The sequence below is a fragment of the Kitasatospora sp. NPDC001119 genome (genome assembly GCF_053598475.1).
The window spans coordinates 1-17,976 of record NZ_JBSFKI010000034.1 but is presented as its reverse complement, the minus strand read 5'-3'; the positions used below and the strand labels follow the sequence as shown (position 1 = coordinate 17,976).

14 protein-coding genes are annotated in these 17,976 nt (G+C 75.7%); 6 read left to right on the top strand and 8 right to left on the bottom strand.

Going from position 1 to position 17,976, the window contains the following annotated elements; all coding sequences use genetic code 11:
* Positions 1-2: 2 nt before the first annotated feature.
* Entirely contained in the window at positions 3-1,361 is a 1,359-nt protein-coding gene (lysA, locus tag ACWDD9_RS33165; RefSeq protein ID WP_449813640.1) for a diaminopimelate decarboxylase, read from the bottom strand.
* A 183-nt stretch (positions 1,362-1,544) separates the two neighbouring features.
* On the opposite strand from lysA, the gene ACWDD9_RS33160 reads away from it, so the two are divergent.
* On the top strand, positions 1,545-2,213 hold the full coding sequence (locus tag ACWDD9_RS33160; protein ID WP_380777080.1) for a GntR family transcriptional regulator: 669 nt from the start codon (positions 1,545-1,547) through the stop codon (positions 2,211-2,213).
* Between the two features lie 105 nt (positions 2,214-2,318).
* Complete coding sequence (locus tag ACWDD9_RS33155; protein WP_380741470.1) at positions 2,319-3,569, top strand: MFS transporter; 1,251 nt, start codon at positions 2,319-2,321, stop codon at positions 3,567-3,569.
* A 51-nt stretch (positions 3,570-3,620) separates the two neighbouring features.
* Here the strand turns inward: ACWDD9_RS33155 and ACWDD9_RS33150 are convergent, their stop codons facing one another.
* Positions 3,621-5,687 (bottom strand): MDR family MFS transporter, encoded by a 2,067-nt coding sequence (locus tag ACWDD9_RS33150; RefSeq protein WP_449813639.1) that lies wholly within the window; start codon positions 5,685-5,687, stop codon positions 3,621-3,623.
* 275 nt (positions 5,688-5,962) lie between these two features.
* Between ACWDD9_RS33150 and ACWDD9_RS33145 the strand changes: the two genes are divergently transcribed.
* Complete coding sequence (locus ACWDD9_RS33145; protein ID WP_053112161.1) at positions 5,963-7,438, top strand: MFS transporter; 1,476 nt, start codon at positions 5,963-5,965, stop codon at positions 7,436-7,438.
* An 81-nt stretch (positions 7,439-7,519) separates the two neighbouring features.
* Here the strand turns inward: ACWDD9_RS33145 and ACWDD9_RS33140 are convergent, their stop codons facing one another.
* Both ACWDD9_RS33140 and ACWDD9_RS33135 read right to left on the bottom strand, forming a co-directional pair.
* Positions 7,520-8,404: an ABC transporter permease subunit gene (locus ACWDD9_RS33140; protein ID WP_380777082.1), complete on the bottom strand. Its 885-nt coding sequence runs from the start codon at positions 8,402-8,404 to the stop codon at positions 7,520-7,522.
* Positions 8,401-9,324 carry an ATP-binding cassette domain-containing protein gene (locus ACWDD9_RS33135; protein ID WP_380777083.1) on the bottom strand — a complete coding sequence of 308 codons (924 nt, stop codon included), beginning with the start codon at positions 9,322-9,324 and terminating at the stop codon, positions 8,401-8,403. The genes ACWDD9_RS33140 and ACWDD9_RS33135 overlap by 4 nt, the downstream gene beginning before the upstream one ends.
* A gap of 126 nt (positions 9,325-9,450) precedes the next feature.
* On the opposite strand from ACWDD9_RS33135, the gene ACWDD9_RS33130 reads away from it, so the two are divergent.
* Entirely contained in the window at positions 9,451-10,710 is a 1,260-nt protein-coding gene (locus ACWDD9_RS33130; protein WP_380777084.1) for a sensor histidine kinase, read from the top strand.
* Between the two features lie 50 nt (positions 10,711-10,760).
* On the top strand, positions 10,761-11,420 hold the full coding sequence (locus ACWDD9_RS33125; RefSeq protein ID WP_449813680.1) for a response regulator: 660 nt from the start codon (positions 10,761-10,763) through the stop codon (positions 11,418-11,420).
* A gap of 22 nt (positions 11,421-11,442) precedes the next feature.
* Here ACWDD9_RS33125 and ACWDD9_RS33120 read toward each other — a convergent pair whose 3' ends face one another.
* Together ACWDD9_RS33120 and ACWDD9_RS33115 are read right to left on the bottom strand one after the other, a co-directional pair.
* Complete coding sequence (locus tag ACWDD9_RS33120; RefSeq protein WP_074005743.1) at positions 11,443-12,282, bottom strand: SAM-dependent methyltransferase; 840 nt, start codon at positions 12,280-12,282, stop codon at positions 11,443-11,445.
* A 99-nt stretch (positions 12,283-12,381) separates the two neighbouring features.
* Complete coding sequence (locus ACWDD9_RS33115; RefSeq protein ID WP_117492901.1) at positions 12,382-13,131, bottom strand: hypothetical protein; 750 nt, start codon at positions 13,129-13,131, stop codon at positions 12,382-12,384.
* A 445-nt stretch (positions 13,132-13,576) separates the two neighbouring features.
* Here ACWDD9_RS33115 and ACWDD9_RS33110 point away from each other — a divergent pair, with 445 nt between their 5' ends.
* Positions 13,577-16,375, top strand: coding sequence for a hypothetical protein (locus tag ACWDD9_RS33110; RefSeq protein ID WP_449813638.1), 2,799 nt, complete (start codon positions 13,577-13,579; stop codon positions 16,373-16,375).
* A 94-nt stretch (positions 16,376-16,469) separates the two neighbouring features.
* Here the strand turns inward: ACWDD9_RS33110 and ACWDD9_RS33105 are convergent, their stop codons facing one another.
* Together ACWDD9_RS33105 and ACWDD9_RS33100 are read right to left on the bottom strand one after the other, a co-directional pair.
* Positions 16,470-17,495: a DUF1648 domain-containing protein gene (locus ACWDD9_RS33105; protein ID WP_375875707.1), complete on the bottom strand. Its 1,026-nt coding sequence runs from the start codon at positions 17,493-17,495 to the stop codon at positions 16,470-16,472.
* On the bottom strand, positions 17,492-17,839 hold the full coding sequence (locus tag ACWDD9_RS33100) for a GntR family transcriptional regulator (protein WP_074005740.1): 348 nt from the start codon (positions 17,837-17,839) through the stop codon (positions 17,492-17,494). Before ACWDD9_RS33100 ends, ACWDD9_RS33105 begins: the two co-directional genes overlap by 4 nt.
* Between the last annotated feature and the right edge of the window lie 137 nt (positions 17,840-17,976).

Here is a 17,976-nt window from a genome sequence, read left to right as displayed (position 1 = left end):
GGTTAGACGGCATGCGACCGCTGCGCAGCCACCGGTTCCCCGAGGCCGTCGCCGGCGGCCACGTCCAGCCGGAGCAGGTCGTGCTCGGTCTCCCGGCGCACCACCAGGCGGGCCTCGCCGTTGCGGACGAAGACCACGGCGGGCCGCGGCAGCTTGTTGTAGTTGGACGCCATGGCGTAGCCGTAGGCGCCGGTCACCGGGGTGGCCAGCAGGTCGCCGACCCGCAGGTCGGCGGGGAGCGCGGCGTCGTCGATGATCACGTCGCCGCTCTCGCAGTGCTTGCCGACCAGCCGGGCGTGCCCCGGCCGGGGCGCTTCGGGGCAGCGCGGCAGGAAGGCCTCGTAGCGGGCGCCGTACAGCGCCGGGCGCAGGTTGTCGCTCATCCCGCCGTCCACGCTGACGTAGGTGCGCACGCCCTCGATCCGCTTGACGGTGCCGACCCGGTACAGCGTCAGCCCGGCCCGGGCGGCGATCGAGCGGCCGGGCTCGACGCCCACCTCGCCGCTCCAGCCGGCGCCGCGCACCGCCGCGCGGACCCGCTCGGCCCAGACCGCGAAGGAGGGGGCGCTCTGCCCGCTCAGGTAGGCCACGCCCAGGCCGCCGCCGACGGTCAGCCGGCGCAGTCCGTGCTCCACCGCGAACCGGGCCACCGCGGCGGCGCCGTCGGCCAGCTCGGCCGGGTCCAGCACCTGGGAGCCGACGTGGGCGTGGACGCCCTCCAGCCGTACGGCGGCGGAGCCCCGGGCGCGGCGCACCGCGGCCGCGGCGGCGCCGTCGGCCAGGCCGAAGCCGAACTTGGAGTCGTGGCCGCCGGTCTGGATGGCCTGGTGGGCGCCGGCCGCGACCCCGGGCGCCACCCGCAGCTGGACCCGGGCCGGGGGCAGGCCCTCCTCGCGGTGCAGCCGCTCGATCCGGTCCAGCTCGTCGAAGCTGTCCACCACGATGTGGCGCAGGCCGACGGTCAGCGCGGTGCGCAGCTCGGCCTCGTCCTTGTTGTTGCCGTGCAGCACGATCCGGTCCGGGTCGACCCCGGCGTACAGCGCGGTGCGCAGCTCGCCGCCGGAGGCGACGTCCAGCAGCAGGCCCTCCTCGGTGGCGAGGCGGGCCATCGCGGTGCAGAGGAAGGCCTTGGAGGCGTAGGCGACGTTGCCCCGGCCGAAGGCGGCCACCGCCTCCCGGCAGCGCCGGCGCAGGTGCTCCTCGTCGTAGACGAACAGCGGCGTGCCGTACCGGCGGGCCGCCTCGTCCAGGAGCACGCCGCCGACGGCCAGGCCCTCGGGGCGGAACTCGGCGGTGAGCGGCAGCAGGGCCGGGTCGAGGGGCGGCAGGGCCGGGTCGAGGGGCGGCAGGGCTGGGGACACAGGGGACAAGGCTTCCTCCCGGCAGGCTGGTTGGCCCCGCCCATCCTCGGCCCTGCGGGAGGGGGTGAGAAAGCGCATTCTTCCGGCCCTGAGCAGTACCGAAACCGATGCTCCCGGCCCGGGGCACGGCTCTGTCCCGACTGTTGCATCTAAGCTTGCATCTATGGTGCTACGGTGTGGTCCATGGCCGACACCCCGCCCCCCGCCCGCGTCCCGGCCGCGGACCGCGCGTACGACCTGACCAAGGACCTCATCCTCGGCGGCGGCCTCCCCGGCGGCACGCTGATCAGCGAGGGCGAGATCGCCGAGCGCGCCTCGCTCAGCCGCACCCCGGTCCGGGAGGCCTTCCTGCGGCTGCAGGCCGAGGGCCTGCTCCAGCTCTTCCCCAAGCGCGGAGCCGTCGTGGTGCCGGTCGGCCCCGGCGAGGCCGAGGACGTGCTGGAACTGCGCGAGGCGCTGGAGAGCACCGCCGTCCGCCGGATCACCCGCCGCCCCGACGGCCTCGACGCGCTCGTCCGGCAGCTGTCCGAGCTGATCGACCAGCAGCGCGAACCCGCCCGCCGGGCCGACCTCGGCGCCTTCGCCGACGCCGACGAGGCCTTCCACCGGGGCATCGTGACGGCCTCCGGCAACGAGCTCGCCGAACGGTTCTACGGGACGCTGCGCGACCGCCAGCGCCGGATGGCCGTCCAGCTGCTCCAGGTGCAGCCGGAGGGGCAGCGGCAGCGGCTGGCCTCGCTGGTCGAGGAGCACACCGTGCTCGTCGAACGGATCGCCGCCCGCGACGCCGAGGGCTTCACCGCCGCCCTGCGCGCCCACCTGGACGCCCACCGCGCCGTCACCGACCGCTGACCTTCCCCCATCGCGCGCCGACGCGTTCGCGCACCGACGGGCGTTTCGCGCGCACAGCCCCGACGGACCGCCGGGACCTCCCATCCGACAAGGAGCAGCACCACCATGAGCACCACCCGGCCACCGTCCGCCGGTCCCGTCGCACCCTCCGGCCGGGGGCGGCCGTGGCTGCTCGCCGCCCTGGCCATGTTCTGCTGCGGATGGGGCGGCAACCAGTTCACCCCGCTGCTGCTGATGTACCGCCACCTCGGCGGCTACTCGGAGGTCACCGTGGACGCCTTCCTGGGGGCGTACGTCCTCGGGCTGGTCCCCGGACTGCTGGTCGGCGGCGCCGCCTCGGACCGCTACGGGCGCCGCCCGCTGATGATCGGCGCGGTGGCCGCCTCGCTCGCCGCCAGCGGGGTGCTGTGCGGCGGCGTGACCGGTGAAGTCCCCATCTACGCCGGGCGGTTCCTCACCGGCATAGCCGTCGGCATCGCGATGGCCGTCGGCACCAGCTGGGTCAAGGAGCTCTCCCAGGCCCCGCACGACCCGGCCGCCGACCAGGGGGCCGGCGCCCGCCGCGCCTCCCTCGCCCTGACCCTCGGCTTCGGCCTCGGCGCCGGGGTGGCCGGCGTGCTCGCCCAGTGGGGCCCCTGGCCGATGGTCACCCCGTACCTCGCCCACCTGCTGGTCACCCTGCCCGCGCTGTTCCTGCTCCCGAAGGCCGTCGAGACCCGGGCGCGGGCGACCGCCGCCGTCCGCGGCCTCTGGGCCGACCTCAAGGTCCCGGCGGCCGGGCACCGGCGCTTCGTCCGGGTGGTCCTGCCGATGGCCCCCTGGGTGTTCGGCTCGGCCGGCGTCGCGTACGCGGTGACCCCGCAGCTGGTCGGCGACCGGCTCGGCCACTGGTCGCTGGCCTACGCGACCCTGCTGACCGTCCTCACCCTCGGCACCGGCGCCCTCGTCCAGCCCTTCGCCAAGCGCCTGGACTCGCTCTCCTCGGCGCGCGGCGTCATCGTCTCCATGGTGCTGATGGCCTGCGGCATGGCCGTCTGCGCCGCCGACGCGGCGCTGCGCTCCCCGCTGCTCGGCCTGGCCGGCGCGGTCCTCCTCGGCGCCGCCTACGGCATCGGGGTGGTCTCCGGCCTGCTGGAGATCCAGCGCATCGTCACCCCCGACGACCTGGCCGGCATCACCGGCGTCTACTACGCGCTCTGCTACTCCGGCTTCCTGCTCCCCGCCGTGCTCGCGGCGCTCTCCTCGCTGGCCTCCTACACCGTGATGCTCAGCGTGGTGACGGCCCTCGCCCTCGCCAGCCTCGCCGTGATCACCCTCTCCTCCCGCCGCACCGCCCCCGCCGAGGCCTCCCGCTGACCCCACCACCGCCGCCGCCCCCGCCCATCCCCGGGCGGGGGCGGCCTGCTGTCAGACCTTGGCGTCGTCCTTGGGGCGGGCGTGGGCGGGGAGGCCGTTGGCGAGGTCCTCGACCAGGAGGCGCCAGGCGATGGTGTCGGCGGCGGCCCTGAGCCGGGGGCTGCGGGGGCGGCCGGCGTCGGCGTCGAGGCGGGCGTTGAGCCAGTCGGACCAGGCGCCCGCGAGGGTGCGGACCTCGTGGGTGCCGGCCTCGGTGGGGGAGAGGCGGTCGCCGTCGCGGCGGAGGTAGCCCTCGGCGGCCATCCGGTCGAAGACCGGTTCCAGGACCTCGGGCGGTACCCGTTTGCGGGCGGCGATGAGGTCGAGCGAGGCGTGGCCGACGGCCTTCTTGTGGCCGGCCACCTCCATCAGCGCCCAGGCCCCGGCGAGGTCCACCCGGGTGTCGGCGCCGGAGACGATGGTGCGGACGGTGTCGAGGTCGACCCCGCGGACGATCTTGCAGACCGAGTACTCCAGGTGCGGGTCGGAGTCGGCGGTGGTCGGTTGGGCGAAGCCCTCGCCCATGTCGGTGGAGCCCGCCCGGGCGGTGTCGCGCAGCTGCACCTGTTTGAGGAAGAGCGCCACCACGAAGCCGACCACGGCCACCGGGATGGTCCACAGGTACACGGTGTGCAGGGCGTCGGAGTAGGCCTGGACGATCGGCGCGGCCTGGTCGGCCGGCAGGCGGTGCAGGCCCTGCGGGCTCTCCGCCGCGTGGGCGAGCACGGCCGGGTCGGCGCCGGTGAGCCGGGCGGCGGTGCCGATCCCGTGGGCGAGTTCGGTCTTCAGGCTGTTGGCGTAGATGGTGCCGAACACGGCGGTGCCGAAGGAGCTGCCGATGGTGCGGAAGAAGGTCACCCCGGAGGTGGCGGTGCCGAGGTCGGCGTAGTCGACGGTGTTCTGCACGGCGATGGTGAGGACCTGCATGCTCAGCCCGATGCCGGCGCCGAGCACGAACATGTAGAGCGAGGCCAGCGCGGTGCCGGTGCCGGGTTCCAGCCGGGAGAGCAGGTAGAGGCCGACGGCCATCACCGCGGTACCGACGATCGGGAACAGCCGGTACTTCCCGGTCTTGCTGACGGCGTTGCCGCTGCCGACCGAGGCGATCAGCAGACCGATCACCATCGGCAGCGTCCGGACGCCGGAGACGGTCGCCGAGTCGCCGTCCACGTACTGGAGGAAGGTCGGCAGGAAGGTCAGCGCGCCGAGCATGGCGAAGCCGACGATGAAGCTGAGCACCGAGCAGACCGTGAACACCGGGTTGCGGAACAGCCGCATCGGCAGCATGGGTTCGACGGCCCGGGTCTCCACCCAGCAGAACAGGCCGAGCGCCAGCGCGCCGCCGACGAACAGGCCGATGATCACCCCGGAGCCCCAGGGGTACTCGTTGCCGCCCCAACTGGTCGCCAGGATCAGCGCGCCGGCGCCGACCGCGACCAGCACGATGCCCAGGTAGTCGACGACCGGGCGGGTCGCCGAGCGGACCGAGGGGATGGTCCGGGCGGCCGCGGCGACCACCACGACCGCGATCGGCACGTTGACGTAGAACGCCCAGCGCCAGGACAGGTGGTCGGTGAACAGCCCGCCCAGCAGCGGCCCGATCACCGTGGCCACGCCGAACACCGCGCCGATCGCGCCCTGGTACTTGCCGCGCTCGCGCAGCGGGATGACGTCCGCGATCAGGGCCATGGCGGTGACCATCAGGCCGCCCGCGCCGAGGCCCTGGACGGCCCGCCAGGCGATCAGCAGGGTCATGTTGGTGGACAGGCCGCACAGGAACGAGCCGCCGACGAAGACGATCGCCGAGATCTGGAACAGCAGCTTGCGCCCGTACAGGTCGCCGAACTTGCCGGCCAGGACGGTGGCCACCGTCTCGGCCAGCAGATAGGACGTCACCACCCAGGACATGTGCGCGGCCCCGCCGAGGTCCGAGACGATGGTGGGCAGGGCGGTGCCGACGATGGTCTGGTCGAGGGCGGCCAGCAGCATGCCGAGCACGATGGTGGCGAAGACGACGTTCCGCTGCCGGACGTCCAGCACCGGAGGGGCGGAGGGCGGGGGCTCGGTGGCGACGGTCATGCCGTCAGCCTCCGGGGTGCGGGCGGTGGCCGCGATCCGGTTCGGCCGTCCGGGTGAGGCCGGGTGACGGGGGCCCGGGCGGCCTTCCCAGCCGAGGCCCGGTCGAGGCCCGGTCGGTGACCCGGTGGCGGTCCCGGTGGCGGCCCCGGACGGGCCGGGCGACGATGAGCCGGACGAAGCCGAGCGAATTCGAACGAACCTGATTCGAAGCCGGTCGAAGCCGACCGACGTTCGTCCGGGTGCCACGACGCCCCGGCCCCCGGGAAGGGGCTCCCATGAACGCCGACCCCCCGCGCAGCACCGCGCACCCGGCGCAGCCCGGCGCCACCGCCGTGGGCGGCCGGGCCGCCGCCCGTCGCTGGCGGGCGCTCGCGGTCTGCCTGGTCGCCGGCTTCATGACCCTGCTGGACGTCAGCATCGTCAACGTCGCGCTGCCGACCGTACGGGCCGGGCTGCACATGTCCGACAGCGGCCTGCAGTGGGTGCTCAGCGGCTACGCGCTGGCCTTCGGCCTGGTGCTGGTGCCCTCCGGGCGGCTCGGCGACGCGCGCAGCCGGCGGGCCGTCTTCCTCGCCGGGCTCGCCCTGTTCACCGTGGCCAGCGCGCTCGCCGGGGCGGCGCAGAGCCAGGAGTGGCTGGTGCTGGCCCGGCTGTTCCAGGGCGCGGCCGGCGGGGTGCTGGTGCCGCAGGTGTCCGGCTTCATCCAGGTGCTGTTCCAGGGCCCCGAGCGCGGCCGGGCCTTCGGCGCGCTGGGCGCGACGATCGGGCTGTCCACCGCCGTCGGGCCGCTGCTCGGCGGGCTGCTGATCCACGTGGTCGGCCCGCAGGACGGCTGGCGCTGGGTGTTCCTGGTCAACCTGCCGATCGGCGTGGCCGCGCTGCCCGTCGCCTACCGGCTGCTCCCCGCGCCCCCGCCCGCCGGCGACCGGGCCGGGCACCGGGACTTCGACCCGGTCGGCGTGCTGCTGCTCGGCGCCGGGACGGTCTCGCTGCTGCTGCCGTTCGTCCAGGCGCAGCAGTGGCACGGCCCGACCCGCTGGCTGCTGCTGCCGCTGGCGGCGGTGCTGCTCGCCGCCTTCGTCGGCTGGGAGCTGCACTACGGGCGGCGGCGCGAACCGCTGGTGAGCATGGCGCTGTTCGCGGTGCGGCCGTACGCGGCGGGGGTGCTGCTGTCGCTGGTGTACTTCGCCGGGTTCACCGCGATCTTCTTCATCTTCACGCTCTACCTCCAGGCGGGCCTGCACTACTCGGCGCTGACGGCGGGCCTGGCGATCACGCCGTTCGCGGTCGGCTCGGGGGTGTCCGCGGCGGTGGGCGGGCGCCTGGTGAGCCGGCTGGGGCGGAGGCTGGTGGTGGCCGGACTGGTGCTGGTGCTGGCCGGGCTGCTGGCCTCGGCGCTCGCGGTGCAGCTGTGGTCGGGGCCCCGGGTGGGCTGGACGACGGCGCTGCCGCTGCTGGTCGCCGGGGTGGGCAGCGGACTGGTGATCGCCCCGAACCAGACGCTGACCCTCCAGCAGGTGCCGGTGGCCCGGGCGGGCAGCGCGGGCGGGGTGCTGCAGACCGCGCAGCGGGTCGGCTCGGCGGTGGGCATCGCCGTCGTCGGCTCGGTGTTCTTCGCCCATGCCGCGGGGCCCCGCCCGGACTGGTCGCTGGCCTTCCAGCTGGGTGTGACGGTCGCGGCCGGGCTGGTGCTGGCGGCGCTGCTGGTGGCGGTCGCCGACCTGGCCTCGGGCCGGGGCGGCCGGCCGTAGGAGCGCACCGGGCGGCCGTAGCGCGCCGGCCGGGCGGCCCGGCGCGCGTATCGGCCGTCAGCGGTCCCGGCGGTGGTCCCGTCAGTGGTCCCGGCGGTGGACGGCGGCCGCCGCGACGGCGACCGAGGCCAGCGCCCACACCGCGTAGGTGGTCCAGGCCCCCGTGACGGTGGCCGGGTACTCGGACGGCCGCAGGCCCGTCAGGGTGGTCCGGGCCAGGCGCTGCCAGGCGGACAGCGGCAGGGCGTGCAGCAGGTCGGCGCTCCACCGGTAGCGCTCGGTGACCAGCGAGGGGATGAAGAACAGCACCACGACGGTGCCCACCACGGCCCCCGCGCTGTGCCGGATCAGCGCGCCGAGGCCGAGTCCGACCAGGGCGCAGACCGGGCCGAACAGCACTGCCGCCGTGATGTACCGCAGCGCGGCTGGGTCCGTGACGGACTGCCCGATGCCGGTCCCGGACAGGACCGCCTGGCTGATGCCGAAGGAGGCGCCGACGGCGAGCACGCCGTAGCCGGACAGGACGGCGGCCAGCACGCAGGCCTTGGCGGCGAGCACCGCCCGGCGGTCGGGCACGGCGGCCAGGGTGGTGCGGATCAGCCCGGTCGCGTACTCGCCCGTGATGACGAGCGCGCCGAGGCCGCCCGCGACCAGCATCAGGATGTCGGCGGAGGCGGCACCGAAGGCGTTGTTCAGCGCCACCTGCGCCATCATCACCGGGTCGTCCTCGCCCGGCGTGTAGTGGTCGCGGGTGTACAGCGCGGACTTGAGGCCGGCGGCGACGATCGCCAGGGCGCTGAGGCCGAGCACCCAGGGGACGGAGCGCAGCGACCAGAACTTGATCCACTCGGCGGCCAGCAGGTCGCCGAACCGGGCGCGCGGCTCGGCGGCGCGGGTGTCGGCGCGGGTGCCGGTGCGGGGGTCGGCGGGAACGGTGCCCAGCGGGGTGTTCGAGGAGGTGTTCAACGGGGCTCTCCGGCGGGGTACTCGACGCTGTCGGCGGTCAGGTCCATGAACGCCTCCTCCAGGGAGGCGCCCCTGGGGGTCAGGGCGTGCAGCAACAGGCGGTGCTCCAGGGCGAGTTCGCCGATCCGGGTGGCGTCCACGCCGGTCGCCGCGAGGGCGCCGTCCGGGCCGGGCCGCACGGCGGCGCCGGCCGCCGTCAACACGGCCGCCAGCCGGTCGGGTTCGGCGGCCCGGACGGTGACGGTGCCCCGGCCGGCCCGGGCGGCGAATGCGGACAGGCTCTCGTCCGCGAGCAGCCGGCCGCGTCCGACCACCACCAGGTGGTCGGCGGTGTGCTCCATCTCGGCCATCATGTGGCTGGAGACGAAGACGGTGCGCCCCTCGGCGGCGAGCCGGCGGAACAGCCCGCGCACCCAGAGCACGCCCTCCGGGTCCAGCCCGTTGAGCGGTTCGTCGAAGAGCAGCACCGGCGGGTCGCCGAGCAGCGCGCCGGCGATGCCGAGCCGCTGCCTCATGCCCAGCGAGTAGCCGCCGATCCGGCGCCCGCCCGCCTCAGCGAGCCCGACCTCGTGCAGCACCTGCTCGACCCGGGCGGCCGGGATCGCGTTGGTGCAGGCGAGCGCCCGCAGGTGGGCCCGGCCGGTCCGCCCGCCGTGGGCGTCGCCCGCGTCGAGCAGCGCGCCGGCGTGCCGCAGGCCGCGCGGCCTGCCGCGGAAGGGGCGGCCGTCGACGGTGACGGCGCCGGAGGTGGGGGCGCTCAGGCCGAGGACCAGCCGCAGGGTGGTGGACTTGCCGGCGCCGTTGGGGCCGAGGAAGCCGGTGACCCGGCCGGGCCGGACGGTGAAGGAGAGACGGTCGACGGCGGTGCGGACGCGGTGGCCGCGGCCGTAGCGCTTCGTCAGCTCGGTGACTTCGATCATGGGCTCCACGGTGCCCGTCCGGCCCGTACGGCAGCATCGGACCGGCGTCGACAGTGCCCGTCACCCCCGGCCGTACAACCACGGCTGGATGACGGCCTCGCCGGACCGTCGTTACGATCTTGGACCATGTCATCGACGCCCTCCCCGCCGCTGCTCCGGCGCGTCCCGCCCGAGGTCTGGGTCGGCCTCGCCTGGTGCGTGGCCGCCGGCTACCCCGCCGTCCGGCTCGGCGGCGACGCCTCGCAGCACCCCGGCGCCGCCGCGCACGGCGGCTGGGCGTTCACCCTGGCCGACACGGTGGTGGCCTTCGCGGGCGCGGCGCTGGTGCGACGGCTGCCGGTGCTCTCCGTCGTCCTGCTGCTGATCGCCGCGTTCACCGAGACCGACGGGTGGGCCGGCGGCGCCCAGGTGCCGCCCGGCGCGCTGCTCGCCGTGGACGTCGCGCTCTGCCTGATCACCGCGACCCGGCCGCGCCGCACCTCGCGGGCCGCCTTCACGCTGGTGATGGCCCTCCTGGTGGCGCACATCGGCATGGTGCACGGCAACACGGTGGGCATCTTCACCGGCACCCACATCGGCTCGGCCGACGGCGCCGCGCTGCTCGCGCTGGTCGCCTGGCTGGTCGGCCGCTCGGGGCGGCAGAACCGGGAGCACGCGGCGGCGCTCGGCGCCCGGGCGGCCGAGGAGGCGGTCACCGCCGAACGGCTGCGGATCGCCCGCGAGATGCACGACACCGTCGCGCACAGCCTCGGCATCGTCGCCCTCCAGGCGGGCGCCGCCCGCCGGGTGATCGACCGTCGGCCGGAGCGGGCCAAGCAGGCGCTGGGCGAGATCGAGGCGGCCGGGCGGGACACCCTGGCGGCGCTGCGCAGAATGCTGGTCGCGCTGCGGGAGGCCGACGGCGAGGCCTCGGCCCCGGTGCCGCAGGGCCTGGCCGACCTCGACCGGCTGGCCGGGGCGACCACCGCGGCCGGGGTGCGGGTGGAGCTGCGGCGGCGCGGCGAACCGGGGCCGCTGCCGCCGGAGGTGGACCTCGCGGCCTTCCGGATCGTCCAGGAGTCGGTCACCAATGTGGTGCGGCACGCGGACACCGACGCCTGTGTGGTGGCGGTGGACCACCGGACGGCGGGGGAGCTGTCCGTCGAGGTCACCGACCGGGGCCGGGGCCTGGGTCCGGTCCGGGGGGCCGGCGGCGGGTTCGGGCTGGCCGGGCTGCGGGAGCGGGTCGCCCTGCTGCGCGGCGAGTTCGAGGCCGGGCCGCTGCCCGGGGGCGGCTTCCGGGTGGCCGCCCGGCTGCCGGTGCCGGTGGCGGTATCGGTGTCGGTACCGGGCTCGTCGGGTTCGTCGGGCTCGTCGGGTTCGTCGGCCGGGGAGGCGGGCGCGTGATCCGGGTCCTGCTGGTCGACGACCAGCCGCTGGTGCGCGCCGCGCTGGAGATGGTGATCGCGGAGACGGCGGACGTCGAGGTGGTCGGCGAGGCCGGCACCGGGGCGGAGGCCGTCCGGCTGGCCGCCGAACTGCGGCCGGACGTCGTAGTGATGGACATCCGGATGCCCGGCATGGACGGCATCGAGGCGACCAGGTTGGTGACCGCCGACGGCGGGCCGACCAGGGTGGTGGTGCTCACCACCTTCGACGAGGACGAGCACGTGTACGCGGCGCTGCACGCCGGGGCGTCCGGCTTCCTGGTCAAGGACATGGCGCTGGACGACATCCTCGGCGCGGTGCGGGTGGTCGCCGCCGGGGACGCGCTGATCGCGCCGGGCGTCACCCGGCGGCTGATCGGGGCGTTCGTCGGGGGCCGCCCGTCGCGGTCGGGGACCGGCGGGCCCGGGCCGGGTGCCCGGGGTGTCACCGCTGCTGCCGCCGTCGTCGCAGCCGAGCGGCGGCTGGCGGCGATCACCGGGCGCGAGCGCGAGATCCTGACCCTGGTCGGCCGGGGCCTGTCCAACACCGAGATCGCCGCCGAACTGGTGCTCAGCATCGCGACCGTCAAGACCTACATGACCCGGCTGCTGGCCAAGCTCGACGCCCGGGACCGGGTGCAGCTGGTCATCCTGGCCTACGAGGCGGGCCTGGTCTCGGTGTCCGGCTGACCGGGCCCGCCGCAGAAACGATTCAGCGCTTGATCGCCACGCCCGCGTACATCGCGATGTCCTGGTCGCGGACGGGCGCGGCACCGGCGTCCGGCCGCCAGTGGTGCACCAGCGTGACGCCCGGGTCGAGCAGCTCGTAGCCGTCGAAGAAGGCCTCCGTCTCGGCCTTGTCGCGGATCTGGAGCGGGATGCCGCGCGCGTTGTACTCACGGCCGACGCCGCCCACGCCCACCGGGTCGGTGTCCCCGGTGAAGACCGTCAGGGCGAGGAAGCTGCCGGGGGCCAGGGCGTCCATGAAGCGGCGCACGATGCCCTGCGGGTCGTCCTCGTCCAGCACGAAGTGGACGATCGCGATCAGCGACAGCGCCACCGGCTGCGAGAAGTCGAGCACCTCGCGCAGCCGGGGGTTGCCGATGATCGACTCCGGGTCGCGGAAGTCGGCCTCCACGTAACAGGTGCGGCCCTCGGGCGTGCTGTCCATCAGGGCCCGCGCGTGGGTCAGCACGATCGGGTCGTTGTCCACGTAGGCGACCCGGGCCTCGGGGTCGACCGCCTGGGCGACCTCGTGCACGTTCGGCGAGGTCGGGATGCCGGTGCCGATGTCGAGGAACTGCCGTACGCCGTACTGCTCGGCGAGTCTGCGCACCGAGCGCTGCATGAACTCGCGGGTGGTGCGCATCGAGGTCGGCAGCGCCGGCCAGGCCCGCACCGAGGCGTGCGCCGCGACCCGGTCCGCCTCGAAGTTGGTCTTGCCGCCGATGAGGTAGTCGTAGACCCGGGCGGAGTGCGGAACGTCCATCCGCAGGTCCACCGACGGGTAGTCCTCGCGCGGACCGTGCTCTGCCCGGACCTCGTTCGCCATGTTCGTTCTCCCGCCGCTGGGCATCCGTCACCAACCGCCCTGGTGGCGGTTCATGGTGCGCATGGTAACGGTCGCCCGCCGCACGGGAATGACAGGGTCTCAGGCGTGCGCCTCCGGGTGCTTCGGGTCGAGCGCGTCGGCGCCCGGCTGGCGGGGGACCACGGCGCTGTCGGCGTCGCGCCGCCCGTGCGCCGCGAGTTCGAGGGCGGCGCCCGTCCAGGCGAGGCCGAAGGCCCAGGTGGCCAGCCACTCGCCCAGGTACAGCGGCCGCACCGGCCAGTCGGAGCCGACGCCCGTCACCCCGGCCAGCAGCGAGAGCGCCAGGGCGGCCAGGATCACCACCCCGGCCACCAGGTACGCCGTGCCCACCCGGGCCGGCTGGGCGGAGCGGGGGTTGCGGAAGGAGTAGAGGCAGAAGACCGCCAGCATGACGAACAGCAGGCCGGCGAAGACCAGGTGGAACACCCCGACGGTGCGGTCGAGGCCGGACCCGCCCCCGGTGTACGTCGGGCAGAGCGCGACCCCGAGCGCGAAGAACCCGGCCGCCGTGCTCCAGCGGTCGTCCCGGCGGTCGAAGCGGTAGCAGATCAGGAACACCCCGAGGGCGCACAGCGCGCCGACGAAGACGTTCCGGGTGTCGGTGTAGTACGCGCCGCTCATCGAGTTCGGCCAGAAGCCGTCGGTGCCGCGCCCCGTCAGCTCGGCGGCCAGCCAGTTGCCGAACGGCAGGGCCACCGGCAGCAGGATGCCGATCAGGCCGACGCCGAGGCGCAGGATCGCGATGGTCCGAACGTCCTGGGTGCTCCGCCGGACAGCGGGGGAGTTCTGCGTGCGCACGTCGTGAGTCACGGACGCCTCCTTGCCTTTCGCACGGGCGCGTGGGCCCGCTCGTCCTCCGGCCGCGCGGGACGGGGTGGGGCGGCGTCGGACGGGCGCCGCCACACACCTGAGCGACCGTCAACTGGTGTACCCGCATTGGCGTTCGAAGCACCACCGATTTGAGCGGTTTAGACCCCCGATGACCGTCCGGAGCACCCCGGACGACCATCCACTACGGACCCGGTGGGCCCGACGGTTCAACTCCCGCGCGGAGAGCGGGACAGCGGCCCCCACCAGCCCCAACCGTGCCTGGACGAGCCGGGATCGATCTGTACCATTCCCTTCCGATCGGTGATCGGATCTGACAGCATCGTCCGGCGACCGGTCGCCGGTGATCCGTGCGCGGTGCGCGCACGACGCGTCCACCCGCGGCCCCTCCGGCGGCCGCCGTCCTGCTGCGCCTCGTGGAGGAGACGTGACCGCCAAGGCCGGCACCCCCGGGGCCGCCCACCGCCCGGCGCACTGGGTCCGCACCCGGCTGCGCGCCGACCCGGGCACCGCCCTGCTGACGGCGGCCCTCGCGTTCGTCACCGTCCTGCTGTCCGTGGCCGTCCCCCGCGTCACCGACCGGGGCGCGGACGCGGCGCTGCGGGACTACGTGCACCGGCAGGGCATCCACGCGACCAGCCTGCACTTCTCCTCCAAGGCCCGGCCGAGCGACACCGCCGCCGACCTCGACGCCGTCGACCGGCAGCTCGTCGAACGGGTCGGCGGGAAGCTCGCGCTGTCCCCGGCGGGCCTGGCGCACGGCTCCGTCACCGATTCCGTCCCGATGTTCAACCCGGGCTACCGCCGGGTGAGCGACAGCGCCCCGCCCAGGCTCTCCCTGGCCCACCTGGCCGGCCTCGCCGACCGGGTCACCCTGACCGAGGGCAGCCGCCCGGGCCCCGCCACCGCCGGAGCCCCGCTGCCGGTGATGGTCAGCCGGACGGCCGCCGAACTGGTCGGCATCAAGGTCGGTGACGTCGTCGACAGCGGCAGCACCGGCCCCGACAGCCGGCGGACCGCCGTGGTGACCGGCCTGTTCCGGGTCAACGACCCGTTGGACCCGTTCTGGACCGGCCTCGGCTGCCCGGACCGCCCCTGCCTGAACATCGACCTGGAGCACGGCAACTGGCTGGGGGCCACCGGCTTCGTCGACGGCGACAGCCTGGCCGGGCTGACCGGCTGGGGCACGTCCGTCCAGAACTTCTGGCGGGTGGCCGTGGACCCCGCCCCGCTGCGCGCCGACCGGCTGGAGCGGACCCGCGCCGACGTCCTGCCCCTCGTGTCCGGGCCGGGCGTCGCGGCCCTGGCCGACGCGACCGGGCGCGCCGACCTGCGGTCCGTCTCGACGCTGCCCGTCATCCTCGACCGGGCGGCCGAGCGCTACCGGGCCGCGATGGCGCTGAGCGCGATCGGGCCGGCCGGCGTCGCGGGCGTCGCCGTGGTGGTGCTGTGCCTGGCCGCCGCGCTCGGCACCGACCGCCGCGCCGCCGAACTCGGGCTGCTCCGGGCCCGCGGCGGCTCGCGCGGCGGGGTGCTGCTGCGGCTGCTCGGCGAGGGCGCGGTGACCGTGCTGCCCGCCGCCGCGCTCGGGGCGGTGCTCGCCCTGGTGCTGCTGCCCACCCCGCGCTGGGGCCTCGCGGTGGCGGCCGGCCTCGGCACGACCCTGCTCGCGCTGCTCGCCCTCCCGGCCCGCGCCGCCCTGCTGTGGGACCGCCCCCGGCCGGCCGGCCGCGGGCGCCGGGTGGTCGGCGAACTCGCGCTGCTGGCCGTCACCGCCGTGGCGGTGGCCGAGGTCCGCCGGCGCGGCGTCGGCCACTCCGGCCGGGGCGTGGACCCGCTGCTGGTGGCCGCCCCGCTGCTGCTCGCCGTCGCCGGCGGGCTGCTGCTGGCGCGGATCGAGCCGGTGGCGACCGGCTGGCTGGCCGCGCTCGTCGGCCGCGGCCGAGGGCTGATCGGCTTCCTCGGCCTCGCCCGGGCCGCCCGGGACGGCTCCGGGCGCCGCCGGCCCTCCGCGCTGCCGCTGCTCGCCCTGCTGATCGCCGTCACCGCGACCGGCTTCGGCGCCACCCTGCTCGCCTCGGTGGACCACGGCAGGCTGCACGCCGGACGGGTCGCGACCGGCGGCGACATCGCCGTCTCCGTCCCGGACTACGCGACCCTGCCGGACCCGTTCCTCAAGGCCGTGGGCGGACTCCCGGAGGCCCGGAGCGCGACCGCGGTCCGGGTGGACCAGCGCGCGCGGTTCGTCGGCGCCGGCCCCAACGACTACACCAAGGTGACCCTGGTGGTCGCCGAGCCGACCGCGTACGCCGCGATCGCCCGCACCCTCGGGGCCGGCGCGTTCGACCCGGCGAAGCTCGCCGGCACCCCCGGCGGCCCGGACACCCCGGTACCCGCGCTGTTCAGCCGCGACCTGGCCGCGCGCCTGGCCGCCGGCGCGCCGACGCTGCACCTGTCCACCGCGAGCGAACTGCGCACCACCGTCGCCGGGATCGTCACCGCGACCCCGGCACTGCCGGAGCCGGAGCAGCCGTTCGTCGTGGTGCCCAGCGGCCCCGCCGTGGAACGCCTGCCGGAACTCGGCCGGTGGACCGGGTGGCTGGCCGTCGGCGACGGCCTCGACCCCGGGCGGATCAGGTCGCTCCTCCTGGAGCGGGGCCTGGTCGAGCCGACCGGCCTCGACAAGCTGATCGCGGACGAGGCCGCGGCGGCCGGCCGGGGCAGCCACGGACTGCCGCCCGCCTACCGGGTCGGCAGCAGCCGCGAGTACGCCGCGCAGCTCGCCGACGACCCGTTGCAGCAGGCCGCCGGACGGCTGTTCTGGTACGCGGCCCCGGCCAGCGCCGGATTCGCCGTCCTCGCGGTCCTGTTGACGCTGCTGCGGGCCGCGCCCGACCGTACGGCGGTGCTCGCCCGGCTGCGCACCATGGGCCTGCGGCCCCGGCAGGGGCTGGCGCTGATCATCGCCGAGGCGCTGCCGCGGACCCTGGCGGCCTCCGCCGGCGGCGCCGGGGTCGCGGTGCTGGCGGCCGTCCTGCTGGGGCCGGCCTTCGACCTCTCGACCCTGGTCGGGGCCGGGACGGGCGGCTCCCTCGATCCCGCGCCGCTGCCGGTGCTGCTGCCCACCGCGGGCCTGACGCTGGTGGCCTGCCTCGGGGTGGTGCTGGAGACGCTGGTCGCCGGACGGCGGCAGATCGCCACCGAACTGCGCGCGGGGGAGTCCTGAGGGGAGCGGGGGTGAGTGCGGCGAGGGGAGTCGGAACGGCGAGGCGGCCCGGTCGTGGTGACCGGGCCGCCGGGTACCCCGCCGCCGAAACGATTCAGCCGGTGGGCTGCCGGGTGCGGGCGATCAGCGCGTTGAGCAGTGCGGCCCCGCGCTCGGCGTCGTCGACGCTGACCGCGAAGTCCGTGCCCCGACGGGTGCGGACCACCAGGCAGACGCCCGGGCGCACCATCACGGTGGTGCCGAGCCCGTTGATCCGGTAGCCCCAGCCGCCCGACTGCGCGGCGGTGCGCCGCTCGGCACGGGCGGAGTCGAGCTCGGCGGGGGACCAGCGGCGGGCGGGCCACCCGAACGGGCCGAAGCCGACGGTCAGGCCGCGGGCCGTCACCCGGGTCCGTACCGAGGAGCAGCCGAGGAGCGCGAGGGCGCCGACGGCGAGCGGCAGCACCAGCACCCAGTCCAGGTCGACGACCCCGCTCGCGGTGAGCAGCACCCCCGCCACCGAGAGCAGCCCGAGCACCGCGGCGGACAGCTGCAGCCACGGGTTGGCGGCCTGGGAGAGCCAGACGACCTGCTCGCCCGGCGGCACCTCCAGCGCCGGTGCCCCGGCCGCCGGGTGCCGCTCCGGCCGGCCGCCGTAGCGCCGGCCGGCCAGCACCGCCAGCACCCCGGCGAGGCCGGTGGCCAGCAGGATCAGGACCACCTCGATGCCCATCGGGGCGGCGTCCTGCCAGCGGGCGCGGTCCAGGTTGGCGTGCACGATGGAGGCCTGCGCCCCCGTCAGCAGCACCCCGCCGGCCGCCAGCATCGCCGACGCGGCCCCGGGCGTCCGGCCGGCCCAGTACCGCCGCAGGACCACCGAGATCAGCACCAGGACCGCCCAGAACGCGGCCGGGAAGACCGTGGCCGCCGTCAGCGACATCGAGCCGTCGGGTTCCCGCCCGCCCCAGTGGGTGGCCAGTGGGTCCGGCAGCCGGTGGCGCGCCACCAGCGGCAGGGCGACCAGCAGCGCCAGCACCCCGACCGACCAGGCCGCCGCGGCCCAGACGGCGCCACCGGGTGCCGGTGGCCGCGCGGCGGCCGGCTCCGTGGTCGGTTCCGTGGTGTTCCCCGAGTCCGTCACGACATCCCCCTGATCATGTCCACGAGATCGTTCCTGCTGTAGCCGGCCCGGGCCGCGTCCTCGACCAACTGCCGTACCCGGTCCACCAGTTCGGAGCGGGTGTCGGCGCCGGTCGCGATCGTGATGCCGCGGCCCCGGCGGAACTCCAGCACCCCCTCGTCGCGCAGCGTGCGCAGCCCGCGCAGGACGGTGTTGGTGTTCACCCCCAGGGCCCGGGAGAGCTCCCGGGCCGGGGGCAGCTTGTCCCCGGGGGCGCACTCGCCCTCGGCGACGGCTCGTCTGATCGCGCCGGCGACCTGTTCGTGCAGTGGTCGGGTGTCCCCGATGTCCAGCTTCAGCAACATGGTGCTAGTGACGATAGCACCATTCGCGTCTGATGCCACGGCCCAGGGACGGCGGAACGGGCAGCGGTGGGGGCGGGTCCCAGGCGCCGGCTCCCACTCCTCATCCACCCACACCACACACTCCGCGAGCCCCTCCA

Bases quoted from the DNA above. Each gene is read 5' to 3' on its own strand.
- ACWDD9_RS33160 (WP_380777080.1), top strand. From the start codon at position 1,545: ATGGCCGACACCCCGCCCCCCGCCCGCGTCCCGGCCGCGGACCGCGCG.
- ACWDD9_RS33155 (WP_380741470.1), top strand. From the start codon at position 2,319: ATGAGCACCACCCGGCCACCGTCCGCCGGTCCCGTCGCACCCTCCGGC.
- ACWDD9_RS33150 (WP_449813639.1), bottom strand. From the start codon at position 5,687: ATGACCGTCGCCACCGAGCCCCCGCCCTCCGCCCCTCCGGTGCTGGAC.
- ACWDD9_RS33145 (WP_053112161.1), top strand. From the start codon at position 5,963: ATGAACGCCGACCCCCCGCGCAGCACCGCGCACCCGGCGCAGCCCGGC.
- ACWDD9_RS33135 (WP_380777083.1), bottom strand. From the start codon at position 9,324: ATGATCGAAGTCACCGAGCTGACGAAGCGCTACGGCCGCGGCCACCGC.
- ACWDD9_RS33130 (WP_380777084.1), top strand. From the start codon at position 9,451: ATGTCATCGACGCCCTCCCCGCCGCTGCTCCGGCGCGTCCCGCCCGAG.
- ACWDD9_RS33125 (WP_449813680.1), top strand. From the start codon at position 10,761: ATGGTGATCGCGGAGACGGCGGACGTCGAGGTGGTCGGCGAGGCCGGC.
- ACWDD9_RS33120 (WP_074005743.1), bottom strand. From the start codon at position 12,282: ATGGCGAACGAGGTCCGGGCAGAGCACGGTCCGCGCGAGGACTACCCG.
- ACWDD9_RS33100 (WP_074005740.1), bottom strand. From the start codon at position 17,839: ATGTTGCTGAAGCTGGACATCGGGGACACCCGACCACTGCACGAACAG.